Source organism: Amycolatopsis sp. NPDC059027, from assembly GCF_042739735.1.
Classification (GTDB): domain Bacteria; phylum Actinomycetota; class Actinomycetes; order Mycobacteriales; family Pseudonocardiaceae; genus Amycolatopsis.
In genome coordinates this window covers 118,376-133,961 of record NZ_JBHYIK010000017.1, presented here as the reverse complement: position 1 = coordinate 133,961, position 15,586 = coordinate 118,376, and the positions used below count along the sequence as shown (strand labels likewise).

Annotated in this window: 15 protein-coding genes; 13 read left to right on the top strand and 2 right to left on the bottom strand. The window is 71.7% G+C overall.

The genetic code is table 11. From position 1 onward, the window contains the following. The first annotated feature begins 54 nt into the window (after positions 1 to 54). The 6 genes from ACFWY9_RS14610 to tatC all read left to right on the top strand — a co-directional run bounded on the left by ACFWY9_RS14610 (position 55) and on the right by tatC (position 5,043). Positions 55 to 1,098 (top strand): WD40/YVTN/BNR-like repeat-containing protein, encoded by a 1,044-nt coding sequence (locus tag ACFWY9_RS14610; protein WP_378323186.1) that lies wholly within the window; start codon positions 55 to 57, stop codon positions 1,096 to 1,098. Positions 1,099 to 1,418: 320 nt separating this feature from the next. Continuing rightward, positions 1,419 to 2,408, top strand: coding sequence for a helix-turn-helix transcriptional regulator (locus ACFWY9_RS14605; protein WP_378323187.1), 990 nt, complete (start codon positions 1,419 to 1,421; stop codon positions 2,406 to 2,408). Beyond that, a complete protein-coding gene (locus ACFWY9_RS14600) occupies positions 2,405 to 3,385 on the top strand; it encodes a helix-turn-helix transcriptional regulator (protein ID WP_378323188.1) in 981 nt (326 codons plus the stop codon). The genes ACFWY9_RS14605 and ACFWY9_RS14600 overlap by 4 nt, the downstream gene beginning before the upstream one ends. Positions 3,386 to 3,395: 10 nt before the next feature. After that, the gene (locus tag ACFWY9_RS14595) at positions 3,396 to 3,608 is read left to right on the top strand and encodes a bacteriophage holin (RefSeq protein WP_378323189.1); all 213 of its coding nucleotides are present in this window, start codon (positions 3,396 to 3,398) and stop codon (positions 3,606 to 3,608) included. Positions 3,609 to 3,639: 31 nt separating this feature from the next. Further along, a complete protein-coding gene (gene tatA / locus ACFWY9_RS14590) occupies positions 3,640 to 3,972 on the top strand; it encodes a Sec-independent protein translocase subunit TatA (RefSeq protein ID WP_378323191.1) in 333 nt (110 codons plus the stop codon). 87 nt (positions 3,973 to 4,059) lie between these two features. Then, positions 4,060 to 5,043 (top strand): twin-arginine translocase subunit TatC, encoded by a 984-nt coding sequence (gene tatC / locus ACFWY9_RS14585; protein ID WP_378323192.1) that lies wholly within the window; start codon positions 4,060 to 4,062, stop codon positions 5,041 to 5,043. A gap of 9 nt (positions 5,044 to 5,052) precedes the next feature. Here the strand turns inward: tatC and ACFWY9_RS14580 are convergent, their stop codons facing one another. Beyond that, positions 5,053 to 5,649 (bottom strand): hypothetical protein, encoded by a 597-nt coding sequence (locus ACFWY9_RS14580; protein ID WP_378323194.1) that lies wholly within the window; start codon positions 5,647 to 5,649, stop codon positions 5,053 to 5,055. 121 nt (positions 5,650 to 5,770) lie between these two features. Between ACFWY9_RS14580 and ACFWY9_RS14575 the strand changes: the two genes are divergently transcribed. The 5 genes from ACFWY9_RS14575 to ACFWY9_RS14555 all read left to right on the top strand — a co-directional run bounded on the left by ACFWY9_RS14575 (position 5,771) and on the right by ACFWY9_RS14555 (position 12,401). Continuing rightward, complete coding sequence (locus tag ACFWY9_RS14575) at positions 5,771 to 8,536, top strand: DEAD/DEAH box helicase (protein ID WP_378323195.1); 2,766 nt, start codon at positions 5,771 to 5,773, stop codon at positions 8,534 to 8,536. 160 nt (positions 8,537 to 8,696) lie between these two features. Further along, positions 8,697 to 9,479 carry a DUF4333 domain-containing protein gene (locus ACFWY9_RS14570; protein WP_378339052.1) on the top strand — a complete coding sequence of 261 codons (783 nt, stop codon included), beginning with the start codon at positions 8,697 to 8,699 and terminating at the stop codon, positions 9,477 to 9,479. A 34-nt stretch (positions 9,480 to 9,513) separates the two neighbouring features. Next, the gene (locus tag ACFWY9_RS14565; protein WP_378339051.1) at positions 9,514 to 10,716 is read left to right on the top strand and encodes a GNAT family N-acetyltransferase; all 1,203 of its coding nucleotides are present in this window, start codon (positions 9,514 to 9,516) and stop codon (positions 10,714 to 10,716) included. A gap of 36 nt (positions 10,717 to 10,752) precedes the next feature. Beyond that, a complete protein-coding gene (locus ACFWY9_RS14560) occupies positions 10,753 to 11,142 on the top strand; it encodes a DUF4333 domain-containing protein (protein ID WP_378323198.1) in 390 nt (129 codons plus the stop codon). A 41-nt stretch (positions 11,143 to 11,183) separates the two neighbouring features. Then, positions 11,184 to 12,401 (top strand): GNAT family N-acetyltransferase, encoded by a 1,218-nt coding sequence (locus tag ACFWY9_RS14555; protein ID WP_378323199.1) that lies wholly within the window; start codon positions 11,184 to 11,186, stop codon positions 12,399 to 12,401. A gap of 14 nt (positions 12,402 to 12,415) precedes the next feature. Here the strand turns inward: ACFWY9_RS14555 and ACFWY9_RS14550 are convergent, their stop codons facing one another. Beyond that, complete coding sequence (locus ACFWY9_RS14550) at positions 12,416 to 13,360, bottom strand: 5'-3' exonuclease H3TH domain-containing protein (RefSeq protein ID WP_378323200.1); 945 nt, start codon at positions 13,358 to 13,360, stop codon at positions 12,416 to 12,418. Positions 13,361 to 13,442: 82 nt separating this feature from the next. Here ACFWY9_RS14550 and ACFWY9_RS14545 point away from each other — a divergent pair, with 82 nt between their 5' ends. Both ACFWY9_RS14545 and ACFWY9_RS14540 read left to right on the top strand, forming a co-directional pair. Further along, on the top strand, positions 13,443 to 14,357 hold the full coding sequence (locus ACFWY9_RS14545) for an aminoglycoside phosphotransferase family protein (RefSeq protein ID WP_378323201.1): 915 nt from the start codon (positions 13,443 to 13,445) through the stop codon (positions 14,355 to 14,357). 74 nt (positions 14,358 to 14,431) lie between these two features. Beyond that, positions 14,432 to 15,574 (top strand): M24 family metallopeptidase, encoded by a 1,143-nt coding sequence (locus ACFWY9_RS14540; RefSeq protein WP_378323202.1) that lies wholly within the window; start codon positions 14,432 to 14,434, stop codon positions 15,572 to 15,574. The last annotated feature ends 12 nt before the right edge of the window (positions 15,575 to 15,586 follow it).

Below are 15,586 nucleotides of genomic sequence, written 5' to 3'. Positions count from 1 at the left end.
CCTTACGGGCGTCTCGTGCCCGTAAGGTGGCCTTAACGGCTTTCTGGAGGGCGTATGCGGGTCGTTCGGGCGTGGGCGGTCTTGCTGGGCGCGGTGCTGCCGTTGGTGGCTCCAGCGGCGGCTGAGGCGGCGCCGTCGCTGCCGTCCTGGACGGTGACGCCGACGGGCGTGACGGCCCAGCTGCGCGGGCTGGCCGCGGTGAGCGGCGAGGTGGCCTGGGCGAGCGGCAGCAAGGGCACGGTCCTGCGGACGACCGACGCGGGCCGGACCTGGCAGCAGGTCGCGCCGCCGGATACCGCGGCGCTGGACTTCCGCGACATCGAGGCGTTCGACGCCGGCCACGCGGTGACGTTGTCGATCGGTCCCGGTGAGTCGTCGAGGATCTACCGCACCGAAGACGGCGGTGCGCACTGGCGCCTCACGTTCCGCAATCCCGATCCGAAGGCGTTCTACGACTGTCTGGCGTTCTTCGACCATCGGCGTGGCCTGGCGATGAGCGATCCGGTCGACGGTGCCTTCCGGCTGCAGGCCACCGACGACGGCGGCCGCAGCTGGCACCAGGTGCCCGCCGAAGGCCTGCCGCCCGCGTTGCCCGGAGAAGCGGGTTTCGCCGCGAGTGGGCAGTGCGTCAGCACCGCAGGCCCGCGGGACGCGTGGCTCGCGACCGGCGGGGGAGCGCGGGCCAGGGTCCTGCACTCCCGGGACGGCGGTCTCCATTGGCAGGCCGCGGAGACGCCGTTGCCGAGCAGCCGGTCCGCGGGTGTGTTCGCGGTGGCCTTCCGGGATCGGCGTCACGGCGTCGCGATCGGTGGTGACTACGCGCAGCCGGACGCCCCTGGACCCGCTGTGGCGCTGAGCCGGGACGGCGGACGTGGCTGGCGGACACCGCCGGAGGCACCGAAGGGCTACCGCTCGGGGCTGGCCTGGCGCGGCGGTGCGGTGCTCGCGGTGGGCCCCGGCGGGAGTGACCTCAGCGTCGACGGCGGGCGGCATTGGCGGTCGTTCGACACCGGCAGTTTCGACTCGGTCGGCTGCACACCCCGCGGGGACTGCTGGGCCAGCGGGGTGAACGGCCGCGTGGCCCGGCTGACCCGCTAGTGCGTGCCGGCGCGTCGCGTGCCGATACCACTGCCAGGAATTGAGGCGAGTGGCCGCAGGGTCGGGGCTTGTGTCCACAGAGGACTCTGCGCACTCCAGGTTCGGGGCGGAATCATCGGGCGTGGGCGAATGTTCCGCCGGATGTTCGTCGCGCTCGGTGACGGACCACTGCGTCGCAGCGACCGTTCGCGGCGAGTAGCCGGAGCGAGCACCGGCGAGGGGGCGCGGTGCGACCTGGGGAAAGGCAGCACGCGGCCGTCACGACGCGCGTTTGCCGGACCTCCCGATCGGGGCGAACGGCGCGAGCTAGAGTCTGTCGGGTGTCCACCGCACGCGCCGAACGGCTGGTCAACCTGGTACTGGCCCTCCTGTCCACCCGGCAGTACCTCACTGCCGAGCGGATTCGCGGGATCGTGCCCGGATACGCCGACGCGTCCAGCGACGAGGCGTTCTTCCGGATGTTCGAGCGGGACAAGACCGAGCTGCGCGAGCTCGGCATCCCGCTGGAGACCGGGCGGAACTCGGCGTTCGACGCGATCGAGGGCTACCGGATCGCGCGCCGCGACTACGAACTCGGCGAGATCGACCTCGCCCCGGACGAGGCGGCGGCGGTCGGCCTCGCGGTGCGGCTGTGGGATTCGCCGGAACTGACCGGGCAGGCACAGGGCGCGCTGGTCAAGCTGCGCGCGGCCGGTGTCGAGGTCGACGACTCCGCGCCGACGGTCGTCGAGCCGAGGGTGCGTGCCGAGGCGGCGTTCGGGCCGTTGCTCGCGGCGGTGCAGAACGGGCAGGTGGTCCGGTTCGAGTACCGCCGTTCGGGTTCGGCCGACCGCATGATGCGCACGCTGGAGCCGTGGGGCGTGGTGTCCTGGCGGGCCCGCTGGTACGTCGTCGGGTACGACCGCGACCGCGCTGCCACCCGCTGCTTCCGGCTTTCGCGGGTCACCGGGCAGGTGAAGCCCGTCGGCGCGCCCGGGGTCGTGCAGCGGCCGGAGGGCGTCAACCTGCTGAAGCTGGTGTCGGTGACCGGGGACTCCGAACCGTCGCCGGTGACGAACGCCCGCGTGTGGGTCGCGGACGGACGGGCGGCCGGGGTGCGCAGGCGCGGCCGCGTCGTCGGCCGTGAGGTGGTCGCGGGCGAGGAAGGGGACGTGGTCGAGATCGGCCTGTACTTCCCCGAATCGGCCGCGGAGTGGCTCACCGCGCACGGGCCCGACGTGCTCGTGCTCGAACCGGACGTGCTCGCCAAGACCGTCCAGGACCGGCTCGAGGCCGTCGTGCACCGCGCGGAGCAGGAGATTGTTCGATGAGCGGGTCCACCGAGCGGATGCCGCGGTTGCTGGCACTGGTCCCGTACCTGCTGGCCAGGCCGGGGATCCGGATCGACGAGGCGGCGCAGGACTTCGACGTCTCGCCGAGGCAGCTGCGGAAGGATCTCGAGCTGCTCTGGATGTGCGGGCTGCCCGGCTACGGTCCCGGCGATCTGATCGACCTGTCCTTCGAGGGTGACACGATCGTCGTGACCCACGACGCCGGGATGAACCGTCCGCTGCGGCTGACCGGCGGCGAGGCGACCGCGATGCTCGTCGCGTTGCGAGCGCTGGCCGACACGCCCGGGGTGGTCGACGCGGACGCGGTCCGCCGGGCCATCGCGAAGATCGAGGCGGCCGCCGGACAGGCCCAGCCCGCGGGCGTCGTGGTCGGCGGTGGCGTACGCGAGGGCAGGAAGACCGCCCGCACCCGCGAGCAGGTCGCCGGCGCGCTGCGGGACGGGCGGGCGCTGCGGATCCGCTACTACACCGCGTCGAAGGACCAGATCACCGAGCGCACGGTCGACCCGATGCGGCTGCTCATCGTGCAGGCCGTCGGCTACCTCGAGGCGTGGTGCCGCCGCGCCGAGGACGTCCGGCTGTTCCGGCTCGACCGGATCGACGAGCTGACCGTGCTCGACGAGCCCGCCACCCCGCCCGCGCACGCCCGGCCGACGGATCTTTCCGACGGCGTGTTCACGCCACGTCCCGATCAGCGGGAGGCGGAGCTGGTGCTCGCTCCGGATGCACGCTGGGTAGCCGAGTACTACCCGTGCGAGGAACTGGACGAGCTCGACGGCGGCCGGTTGCGGGTCCGGATGCGTTACGCCGACGAGTCGTGGATGGTGCGTCTCGTCCTGGGACTCGGCGGAGACGCCCAGGTGGAGAGCCCGCGCGCACTCGCGGAGGCGGTTCGACAGCGAGCCGCCGACGCGGTAGCGCGCACCCGTCACCTTCCGTCAACCTACGCCCACTAAGCTGATCCACGTGGCCTTCGTCCTCATCGCCGTGCTCGTCGTGGCCGGTTTTCTGCTGCTCGCGCTGGTGCTCGTCCGGGTCAGGCGAGCCTTGCGCACCTACCGGCGGACGGTGAGCATGGTGAGTACGAACACGCAGGACCGGGCCGGTCTGCTCCGGGCCAGGACCGCGGCCGTGCGGGTGGCGATCAACCAGCGCCGCCCCGCGCCGAAAACGCAGTAACATTCGACCCAGACGCAGATAGGAGGCCATCTTGTTCGCCAACGGTTTTCAAGGCTGGCATTTGCTCATTCTGGTGCTGATCGTCGTGATCCTGTTCGGGGCCAAGCGGCTTCCCGACGCGGCTCGCTCCATCGGCAAGTCCATGAAGATCTTCAAGGCCGAGACGAAGGACATGTCGGGCGGCGACAAGGCTGCCGAGGCCGAGGACGTCGAGACCAAGCAGATCCCGCCTGCCACCACCGCGACGACGACGGCCTCGTCGGCCCAGGACCAGCAGGTCGCCGATCTGCAGCGCCAGCTCGACGAGCTGAAGAAGCAGCAGGCGGCCAAGCCCGCCGAGCAGGCGCAGAAGAACGCCAGCTGAGCGGTCGGCAACACCTGGTCCCCGGTTCACGGAGCGCGCTGAGCAGCAGCGCGCTCGGCGTGGACTCCGACGAGAACGGAACGTCCAGTGGCGGATCCCGCGTCCGGTAACGGCGACAGCCGGAGCGCCAAACGGCGCAAGCGGTCCCGGCGGGCCAACCCCGACGGGACGATGACGCTCATCGAGCACATCTACGAGTTCCGGCGTCGTCTCGGCTTCGCCCTGCTCGCGCTCGTGGCCGGTGGCCTCCTCGGCTTCTTCTGGTTCCAGACCAAGGTCGGGCCGATCCCGTCGCTCGGCGAGATCATGAACGCGCCGTACTGCGCGATCCCGGCGGACCGGCGCTTCGGCGGCGACCACGGCGGCTGCAAGCTGCTGCAGACGGTGCCGTTCGAAGCCTTCATGATCCAGCTGAAGGTCGGGCTCGCCGCCGGTGCCGTGCTGACGTCCCCGGCGTGGCTCTACCAGATCTGGGCGTTCATCGCGCCGGGCCTCTACTCGAAGGAGCGCAAGTACGCGCTCACCTTCGTCGCGTTCGCCTCGGCGCTGTTCGTCGCCGGTGCGGTCCTGGCCTATCTGCTCATCCCGCACGCGCTCGAACTGCTGATGAACTTCGGTGGCGACCAGTTCATCACCGCCCTCACCGGTGACAAGTACATCTCGTTCATGCTGTCCCTGCTGGTGATCTTCGGGGTCAGCTTCGAGCTCCCGCTGCTCGTGGTGATGCTCAACCGCGTCGGCGTCGTCAAGTATCAGCAGCTCAGGAAGTGGCGCCGCGGGATCATCTTCATCCTGTTCGTGTTCGCCGCCTTCGCCACCCCTGGCTCGGACCCGTTCTCGATGATCGGCCTCGCCGGCGCGCTGACGATCCTGTTCGAGATCTCCATCCAGATCGCCCGCGTCCACGACCGCAAGCTGGACAAGGTCCGCGAGGACGAGGGCTGGGACAAGCTCGCCGACGACGAGGCCGCGCCCTTCGACTACACGCCGAGCACCATCGACGACGCACCGGCCACCCCGCCGAGCGCATCGTCCCCTGGCGGCCGTCCCAACACCGACGACGTCACCTGATCCGGCGACTCAGCCGTAGTACCGCCCGGAACGCGCGATGATCCCGCGGAACGCCGCGGTGGACAGTAGTTGCCCCGCCGGGACGTCGGACGGCGTCCCGTGCGGGAAGAACACCCCGCCGCAGCGATGGCAGAACCACGCGGTCCGCCAGACCGCACGGGCGGCGGGGATGCCGCGCCGCACCCGGGCGTTGTGCCGTACCCGGCGGACGAACAACCAGACGAACAGTGCCACGAGCGCGAAGGCACCCGCCGGGAACATGATCGCGACGAACCACTGGCCGACCCGGTCGGCGGTGGACGCGGCGGGCCCGGTGAACAGGCTCCGCACCGCGAACACCAGCCCGATCGACGGGAGCAGCAGCACCAGCGCGACCGACAGGAAACAGCCACCACCGCGCGTCACCGGGAACGGGTCCAGCGCACGGGCGGTGGCGGTCACGGCGACGCCCCGGTGCACGGAACGGGAGTAGATCACCTGCCCGTCCCCGGCAGGCATCCCGATCAGCGGGCCGGTGCCCTGGTAGGTGGAGTGCCCTGCCTCGTAGACCGCCGGCACGTGCTGCACCTGGTCCACCTGCGTACACCCCGGACACGTGACCGTCATGCCGTCCCTCCTCGCCACCCATGACCGCGATGGGACGGCCGCACCGGCCCGCGGGTTCCGCCGCGGGCGCGGATGGTCACACCGCGTGCGGGTTGTCGGTGGCGTGTGGAACCCTGACGGGGTGGCCAGTAGCCCTTCACACTCCCCGGCCGAGGCCTTCGCGGTCTCCCGGCGCCGCGGCAAGTACCCGCAGCTGACCCGCTTCGCGGGCGAAGTGTCCTTCGAGTTCGACGATTTCCAGATCCGCGGGTGCGAGGCGCTGGAGGACGGGCACGGGGTGCTCGTGTGCGCGCCCACCGGCGCGGGGAAGACCGTGGTCGGCGAGTTCGCCGTGCACCTGGCGCTCGCCGAGGGCCGGAAGTGCTTCTACACCACGCCCATCAAGGCGCTGTCGAACCAGAAGTTCGGCGACCTGGTCGACCGCTATGGTTCCGACGCCGTCGGCCTGCTCACCGGCGACACCTCGATCAACGGCAACGCCCAGGTGGTCGTCATGACCACCGAGGTTCTGCGGAACATGCTCTACGCCGGGTCGTCCACGATCACCGACCTCGGGTACGTCGTGATGGACGAGGTGCACTATCTCGCCGACCGGTTCCGCGGCGCGGTCTGGGAGGAGGTCATCCTCCACCTGCCCGAGTACGTCCGCGTCGTCGGCCTGTCGGCCACCGTCAGCAACGCCGAGGAGTTCGGCGAGTGGCTGGTCGAGGTCCGCGGTGACACCACCGTCGTGGTCGACGAGCACCGGCCCGTCCCGCTCTGGCAGCACATGCTGGTCGGCAACCGGATGATGGACCTGTTCGCCGGCGAGGAGGAACACAAACCGGGCGGCGAACTGCGCATCAACCCGACCCTGCTGCGCCGCACCGAGGAGGTCGGGCGCCTGCACGTGCCCGCCGGGTTCCGCGGCCGCCGCCGCGGCCAGCCACCCCGGGTGAGCCGCTACCGGCCGCCGTCGCGGGTCGACATCGTCGAGCGGCTCGACGCGGCCGGGCTGCTGCCCGCGATCGACTTCATCTTCTCCCGCGCCGGCTGTGACGCCGCCGTGGGCCAGTGCGTCCGTTCCGGCCTGCGGCTCAACGGGCCGGACGAGGTCGAAGAGGTCCGCCGGATCGTCGCCGAGCGCACCGCCGACCTGCCCGAGGGCGACCTCGGCGTACTCGGCTACTGGGAGTGGCGCGAGGCGCTGGAACGCGGCATCGCGGGCCACCACGCGGGCCTGCTCCCGGCCTTCAAGGAGACCGTGGAGGAGCTGTTCGTCCGCGGCCTGGTGAAGGTCGTGTTCGCCACCGAAACCCTCGCGCTCGGCATCAACATGCCCGCTCGCACCGTCGTGCTGGAACGGCTCGTCAAGTACAACGGCGAGGCCCACGTCGACCTCACCCCCGGCGAGTACACGCAGCTGACCGGACGGGCGGGCCGCCGGGGGATCGACATCGAGGGCCACGCGGTCGTGCTGTGGCAGCCCGGCGTCGACCCGAAGCAGGTCGCCGGGCTCGCCTCCACCCGGACGTACCCGCTGCGCTCGTCCTTCCGCCCCGGCTACAACATGGCGGTCAACCTGGTCGCGCAGGTCGGCGCCGAACAGGCCCGCGAGCTGCTCGAGCAGTCGTTCGCGCAGTTCCAGGCCGACCGGTCGGTGGTCGGCACGGCGCGGCGGATCGAGCGCAACAAGGAAGCGCTCCAGGGCTACACCGACGCCGTCACCGGTGACTTCGACCAGATGCTCGAGTACGTCGACCTGCGGGCGAAGATCTCCGCGCGGGAGAAGGCGTTGTCCCGCCAGAACACCGCGAGCAGGCGCGCGGGAACCCTGGAGTCACTGGAAAAACTGCGCAAGGGCGACGTGATCGCCGTCCCTGCCGGACGCCGCGCCGGGCTCGCCGTGGTCGTCGACCCCGGCCTCGACCCGATCCGCGAACCGCGGCCGGTCGTGGTGACCGAGGACCGCTGGTCCGGACCACTGTCGGTGGCCGACTTCTCCGGCCCGGTCGAACCACTCGGCCGGATCCGGCTGCCCAAGCACATCGAGCTGCGCTCGCCCAAGACCCGCCGGGACATCGCCGCGAGCCTGCGCAACGCCGGAATCTCCTTGCCCGGCAGGCAGAAACGGCGCTCCGGGTCCCATGAGGACGGTGAACTCGCTGCCCTGCGCCGCGCGCTGCGCGCCCATCCGTGCCACGGACTGGCCGAACGCGAGGCGAACCTGCGCTGGGTGGAACGCCACCAGCGGCTGGCGGCGGAAACCCAGCAACTGGAACGCAAAGTCGCCGCGACGACGCACTCCCTGGCCCGCGCGTTCGACCGGATCCTCGCGCTGCTCGGCGAACGCGGCTACCTCGCCGAGAAGGGCAGGGGCGAGGACCGCGTGACCGAACACGGCAGGCGGCTCGCCCGGCTCTACAGCGAGTCGGATCTGCTGGCCGCCGAATGCATCCGGCACGGCGTCTGGAAAAACCTCGGGCCCGCCGAACTCGCCGCTGTGGTCTCCACCCTGGTGTTCGAGGCACGGCGTGACACCGCGGGCGAGCCGCGGCTGCCCGGCGGCGCGGTTCCGCAGGCCTGGCAGGAGACCACCAAGATCTGGGTGGACCTCACCGAGGACGAACGGCGCCACCGGCTGGACCGCACACGCGAGCCCGACGCGGGCTTCGCCTGGCCGGTGTACCGGTGGGCTCGCGGGGAGTCGCTGGAAAAGGTCCTGACCGCCGCCGAGGCGAACGGGCAGGAACTGTCCGCGGGCGATTTCGTGCGCTGGTCCCGGCAGGTCATCGACCTGCTCGACCAGATCAGGGACGTACTCGGCAAGGCGGATCCGGTCGGCGCCGCGGCCGCGGAGGCGGTCCGCGCACTGCGCCGCGGCGTGGTGGCGGCGGGCGCGGCGTGAAGACGGCCGTTGTGCGGGCCCGCCCGGTACGACACCGTAAGGGGCGACACGTGTGCTGGGCCCCGTCCTGTGGTTGGATCGCGCACGACACTGTGTGCGTACGGCTCAGCGGACCGTGTCGGGCAGCAGATGGACGCAGGCGAACTGGCGGAGGCGAACGATGAGCACGCCGTATGGCGGCAACGACCCGCAGCAGCAACCCCCATGGGGTCAGCAGCCGCAGTACGGGCAACAGCCGGGGGGCGCTTATCCGCCGAGCGGGCCGCAGGAGCAACCGGGGCAGGGCCAGCAGCAACCGCAGTGGGGCCAGCCCGCCCAGCAGCAGCCCTACGACCCCTCGCAGCAGCAGTGGGCCCAGCAGCAGCCGGGACAGGCGCAGCAGTACGGGCAACAGCCCGGCTACGCCCAGCCCCAGCAACCCCAGTACGGCCAGCAGCCCCCGCAGTACGGGCAGCCGCAGCAGTACGGCCAGCAACCGGGCGGCGCGTACCCGCCGAGCGGACCGCAGGCGCAGCCGCAGTACGGCCAACCGGCGCAACCCGGTCAGCCGGGCCAGTTCGACTACGGCCAGTTCGCGCCCGCCGGGGCCACGGCCGCCGAGGGGGACAAGCAGCCCGGGTCGAAGAAGGGCCTGCTGATCGGCGCGGGCGCGCTCGTCGTGGTGGTCGCCGTCGTGGCCGTCCTCGGGTTCGTGGCGCCCGGTTTCTTCAAGACCAAGGTGTTCGACAACACCAAGATGCAGACCGACGTGCAGAGCCTGCTCACCACCACCTACAAGATCGACGGCGTCACCGCGGTCTCCTGCCCTGCGGAGCAGGAGGTAAAGGACGGCGCGAAATTCACCTGCACCGCCACGATCGCGGGCAAGCAGCAGCAGGTGCCGATCACGGTGAAGGGCACCGGCGGCAACTACGAGGTCGCCCCGCCCACCGGCGGACAGTGAGCCATACGGGCGTGCTCTCGGCCATGATCACGGCATGAGCGACTTCGACGTCCGCCCGCTCCGGCCCGAGGAACACCGCGCCGCGTCGGATCTCTTCCGCGCGACGCTGCACCGGCCGCCGGCGACCGACGCCGAATGGGCGGCGATGGGCGAGGCGCTGGTGTCCACGCACGGTCTGGGTGCCTTCGATCCCGCGCTCATCGGCATGTGCCGGTCCTTCGACGACGAAGCGACGGTGCCCGGTGGCGCGTGGGTGCCGATGGCGGCGGTCGCCACGGTGGGGGTGCGCGCGGACCGGACCCGTCGGGGCGTGCTGAGCGCGATGATGGCCGAGCAGCTCGGCGACTTCGCGCGGCGAGATGTCCCGGTGGCGATGCTGCACGCGTCGGAAGCCACCATCTACGGCCGGTTCGGTTACGGCGTCTCGACGCGAGGCCGGGACTACGTGATCGATCGGCACCGGGCCCGGCTGCGATCGGATATCCCGGTGAGCGGCGAGATATCGCTGCTCGATCTGGAGACGTCGCTGACGAGCTGGGAACGGCTCTACCGAGGTCTGGACCACCCCAGGCCCGGCATGCTGGCCCGTTCGGCCACGTCCTGGGCGATCTCCGGGAATTTCCACCGGAAGTTCACCGCACCGGTGACCACCGCCGTGCACCACGGTCCCGACGGCGTCGATGGGTTCGCTGTCTACACGGTCAGCCGGACCGGGCGGGACGAGGCCGCCACCATGGACCTGACCATGCTGTACTCCGCGACCCCGCAGGCGTTCGCGGGACTGTGGCGGTATCTGCTCTCCGTGGACCTGGTCGACCGGATCCGGACGGAGGCGCGCCCGCTCGACGAGCCGATCGACCTTCTGCTCACCGATCCACGACAGGTCACCACCACCTGCCTCGCGGACGAGAGCTGGCTGCGGCTCGTCGACGTCCCGGCCGCGCTCGCCGCGCGCGAGTACCGCGGCGACGACCCGGTCGTGCTGGAGGTGACGGATCCGTTGCTGCCCACCAATTCCGGGCGCTATCGGATCTCCGCGGACGGGGCCGCGCGCACCGCGGACCCGGCGGCGCTGCGGCTCGACGTCGGCACGCTCGCGATGGCCTACCTCGGGACCTGGCGTCCGTCCACTTTGGCTTCCGCGGGCCGGATCGAGGCCCGCGATCCGGCCGCGCTCGAGGCGGCGGACGCGCTGTTCAGCACGCGGGCCACTGCCTGGTGCGGTACGTTTTTCTGACAGTGGAAGAACGCCTCAGAGGTGGGGAATCCAGGCATGCGCGCGAGGCTCGTGGTCGGGTTGTGCTGCGCGGGCGCGCTCGCGCTCGCCGGGTGCACCGGTGAGCAGAGACCGGCCGCGCCCCCGCCGTCGTCGGCCAGCGCCCCCACCACACCGCCGAGCTCATCGGACACCGACTCCGGCACGCCTACGCCGTCCCCACCAGGCCGGGTGTTCGACGCCGCGGCGATGGACTCGGCCGTGCGGAAGATCCTCACCGAGAACTACAAGATCAAGAACGTCGGCGAGGTCAGCTGCCCGCCGGGGCGGCCGGTGACCGACGGCGACCGGTTCACCTGCGCGGTCCAGCTCGGCGGCACGGTGAAGAAGGTCCCGATCACGGTGACCGGCGGCGACGGCCAGTACCGGGTGGACGCCCCGGAATAAACCGGATGCCGGGTGCGGACCGGATTGGCATTATCGGTTCCATGACCGATTTCGAGGTACGCCCCGTCGCCGAGGACGAACGCCGGGACAGCCTGGCCGTGCTCATGCAGTCGCTGCACGACAAGCCGCTGACCGACGAGGGCTGGGCGGAGATCGACTCGGCTTGGCGGGCCGAAGGATCGTTCGCAGCCTTCGACGGGGACGCCCCGATCGGACTCGCCCACTCGTTCGAGAACGTCCTCGCCATTCCCGGCGGCCGCACGATCGAGGTCGGCGCGGTCGACGGCATCGGTGTCCGCGCGGACTGGACCCGCCGCGGCGTGCACACCGCCTTGCAGCAGGCCCAGCTCCGTTACTTCGCCGAGCAGGGCAAGGCCATCGCCTGCCTGCACGCGAGCGAGACCACGATCTACGGCCGGTTCGGCTACGGCGTCGCGACTCTCAACCGCACGTTCCGGATCGAGCATCCGGCCGCGCGCCTGCGCGACGGCGTGTCTGCGGGTGGCCACGTCCGCTTCATCAGCCCGGAGGAGGCGGTGAAGCAGGGGCCGGAGCTGTATCGCAGGAGCGGTCTGACCCGGCCGGGCATGGTCGCGCGGCCGGACAGCTGGTGGCCGCTGATGTTCAACGAGGACGCCGGTCCGAAGGGCAAGCGGCGTACCGCCGTCCACAATGGACCCGACGGTGCGGACGGTTTCGTCGTGTACGAGACGATCGATCAGGGAACGCTCGAAGATCCGGAGAAGGGCGCGCTGCTGCGGGTCACGGATCTGCACGCCGCCACCCCCGAGGCCGAAACCGCGTTGTGGGGATTCCTGCTGTCGGTCGATCTCGTCTCCGCCATCCACGTCCGGGACCGGCCGGTCGACGACCCGATTCCGTTGCTGCTGACCGATCCGCGGCACGCCAGGACGCTCGCCATCGAGGACGACCTGTGGGTGCGCGTGGTCGACGTCGAGGCCGCGCTCGCGGCGCGCGCGTACGGCGACGCCGAGCCGGTGGTCGTCGAGGTGACCGACAACCAGCTGGCGGACAACAACGGCCGGTACGAGGTCGGGCCCGGCGATGTCCGGCGCACCGACAAGGCCGCCGGGCTCCGGCTCGGCGTCGACGTGCTCGGCATGCTGTACCTGGGGGAGTGGCGGCCGACCGATCTCGCCAGGGCGGGGCGGATCGAGGTGCTCGACGGGAAAGCGCTCACCCGCGCGGACGCGCTGTTCCCCACCGCGGTGCATCCGTGGTGCGGCACGCACTTCTGAGCAGGGCCGGGTGCTCAGGGCCGGGGCAGCGCCGCGAGCAGACGTTCCACCGAACGGCCGAGATTCCACCGCTCGGCCAGTTCGAGCACCCGGTCCGGATCGGCGGGCGCGTTCGGCACCACATCCGGCCGGGACTGCTCGACCGGCGCGTCGACCGCGACCCGCACGACGGTCGGGGCGACCGCGAGGTACTCGCCCGCGTCGGTGAGCTTGAGCCGCATCTTCAGCGGCAGCCGCGCGTCGCCCGATCCGGCGGCCTCGACGAGTTCCTCCAGCGACCCGAACTGCGTGATGAGCTTCGCCGCGGTCTTCTCCCCGATCCCGGCGACTCCGGGCAGCCCGTCGGACGGGTCGCCCCGCAACGCCGCCATGTCCGCATACGCCGGCCCCGCCTGCGCGGAGGGCACGCCGTACTTCTCGGCGATCTCGGCAGGGCCGAGCACCTCCGCCTTCGCCCAGCCCTTGCCGACGTAGACCACGGCCGTCGGCGTCGGCTCGGTGCGGACCAGCTGGAACAGGTCCCGGTCGCCGGTGATGACCTCGACCGCCGACTCCTTCTCCCGCGTCGCGAGGGCACCGATGACGTCGTCGGCCTCGTAACCCGCAGCCTCGGCGGTGGCGAAGCCGAACGCCTCCAGTACGTCGAGGATGATCGGCACCTGCGGGGTGAGGGTGTCCGGCACCTCCTCGGTGTCGGGCCCGCCGTGCCCGGGCACCGCCACCCGGTGCGCCTTGTAGCTCGGCAGCAGATCGGTGCGGAACTTCGGCCGCCAGTCGGCGTCCAGGCAGGCGACCAGCCGTGACGGGCGGCGGTCGGTGAGGATCCTGGCCAGCGTGTCGGTGAAACCGCGCACCGCGTTGACCGGTGTCCCGTCGGGGGCGGTCATCGAATCGGGCAGCGCGAAGTACGAGCGGAAGTAGAGGCTCGCGGAATCGAGGAGGGCGAGTGGTCCGGTCACCCGCACAGCCTGCCACGTCCGCCGGCTCCGAGCGGGGTACGGCGCACCGGGCACGTCGGCTCTCCGGGCTATCTTGCTCCGCATGACGCACACCGGGACCGAGATCACCGCCGAGCTGGTGCGGGATCTGCTGCACGACCAGCACCCCGATCTGGCCGATCGCCCGGTGCGGCTCGGCGCGCGCGGCTGGGACAACCAGCTGTGGCGGCTCGGTGCCGACCTCGCCGTCCGGTTGCCCTGGGCGACGTCCTCCGCGGACGTGTTGCTGCGCAAGGAACACACCTGGCTGCCCGTCCTCGCCCCGCGTCTTCCGCTTCCGGTTCCCGTTCCGCAGCGCCTCGGCGAGCCGTCCGCGCGGTTTCCGCGTTCCTGGATCGTCACCACCTGGGTGCCGGGCGAGCCCGCCGACCGCGCTCCCGTGACGCGCGCCGCGAAGGCGGCCACCGCACTGGCCGCCTTCCTGACGGCGCTTCACCAGCCCGCCCCGGAAGAGGCGCCAGTGGGCCGGGGCCGGGGCGGTCCGCTGGCCGACCACGACGCGGGTTTCGCCGAGCAACTCGCCGCAGCCACCGAGCTGGGACTCATCCGTGATCCGGACGCCGTTCGCGCGGTGTGGGAAGACGCCGTCGCCGCGCCCGGCTGGTCCGGCCCGGCAGTCTGGCTCCACGGCGACCTGCATCCGGCCAACATCCTCACCGCGGACGGCACCATCTGCGGCGTGATCGACTTCGGCGACCTGTTCGCGGGGGATCCCGCCTACGACCTCTCGGCCGCCTGGCTCCTGCTGCCGGACGAAGCCGCCGAACGCTTCCACGCCGCCTATCGACCGTCACCGGACGCCGCGACCCTGCGCCGCGCCCGCGGCTGGGCGATGGCCCGCGCCCTCGGCGGCATCCTCATCGGCGACGCCGGTGACCACGGCCGCCCGGGCGGCAAACCCACCTGGGGCCCGCCCGCCCACGCCGCGCTGCGACGCCTCATCGCGACCCACCGCTGAGCGTTCACCGGTTCGGTGTCCCGACACGGCCCGGGTGAGCGGGGACGGGGTCCGCAAGGACTAGGCTCGGTCCCATGTCGCGCCGTTCCCTCCACACTCCAGCCCCCGATGCCGCCAGCCTGCGTGCCCGTCTCGACCGCGCCCGTGCCGCCGCGGCGGCCGCCGACACCGACGCGCTGCTGATCGCGCCCGGCTCCGACCTGCGGTACCTGATCGGGCAGGCCGGCGGCTCGTTCGAGCGGCTCACCACGCTCGTGGTGCCCGCCGAGGGCACCCCGGCGCTGGTCGTGCCGAAGCTGGAGGCCCCCGGCTACGCCGACGTCCCGACCGATGACCTCGGTGTCGAGGTGCTGACCTGGGTGGACGGCGACGACGCGTACAAGCTCGTCGCCGACCGGCTCGGCAAGCCCGGCCGCGTCGCGGTCAGCGACTTCACCCCGGCCCTGCACGTGCTCGGGCTGCGTGCCGCGCTCGGCGACGCCGAGCAGACGCTCGCCGGGCCGGTCGTGCGGGAACTGCGGATGCGCAAGGACGCCGCCGAGGTCGCGGCCCTGCGCGCCGCGGGCGCGGCCATCGACCGCGTGCACGCCAGGGTCCACGAATGGCTGCGCCCCGGCCGGACCGAGGCCGAGGTCGGTGCCGACATCAACGCCGCGATCGTGGAGGAGGGCCACACACACGCCGACTTCGTGATCGTCGGCTCCGGGCCCAACGGCGCCAGCCCGCACCACGACGTCTCCGGCCGCGTCATCGAGCGCGGGGACGTCGTGGTGGTCGACATCGGCGGGCCGATCGCCGAGGGCTACAACTCCGACTCGACTCGCACCTACGCGGTCGGCACCCCGCGTGACGCCGACGTCGCCGAGACCTACGCCGTGCTGGAGCGCGCCCAGCGGGCCGCGGTCGAGGCGGTCCGGCCCGGTGTCACCGCCGAGCAGGTCGACGCCGCCGCCCGCGACATCATCGCCGCCGCCGGATTCGGCGAGTACTTCATCCACCGCACCGGCCACGGCATCGGGCTGGACGTGCACGAGGAGCCCTACATCATCGAGGGCAACGCGCTCCCGCTGGAACCGGGCATGGCCTTCAGCGTCGAGCCGGGCATCTACCAGGCGGGCCGATGGGGCGCGCGGATCGAGGACATCGTCGTGGTCACCGACGACGGCGTCGAGGCGCTCAACACCCGGCCGCACGAGCTGCTCGTGCTCGACGCATGAGCGTCGTTCGCG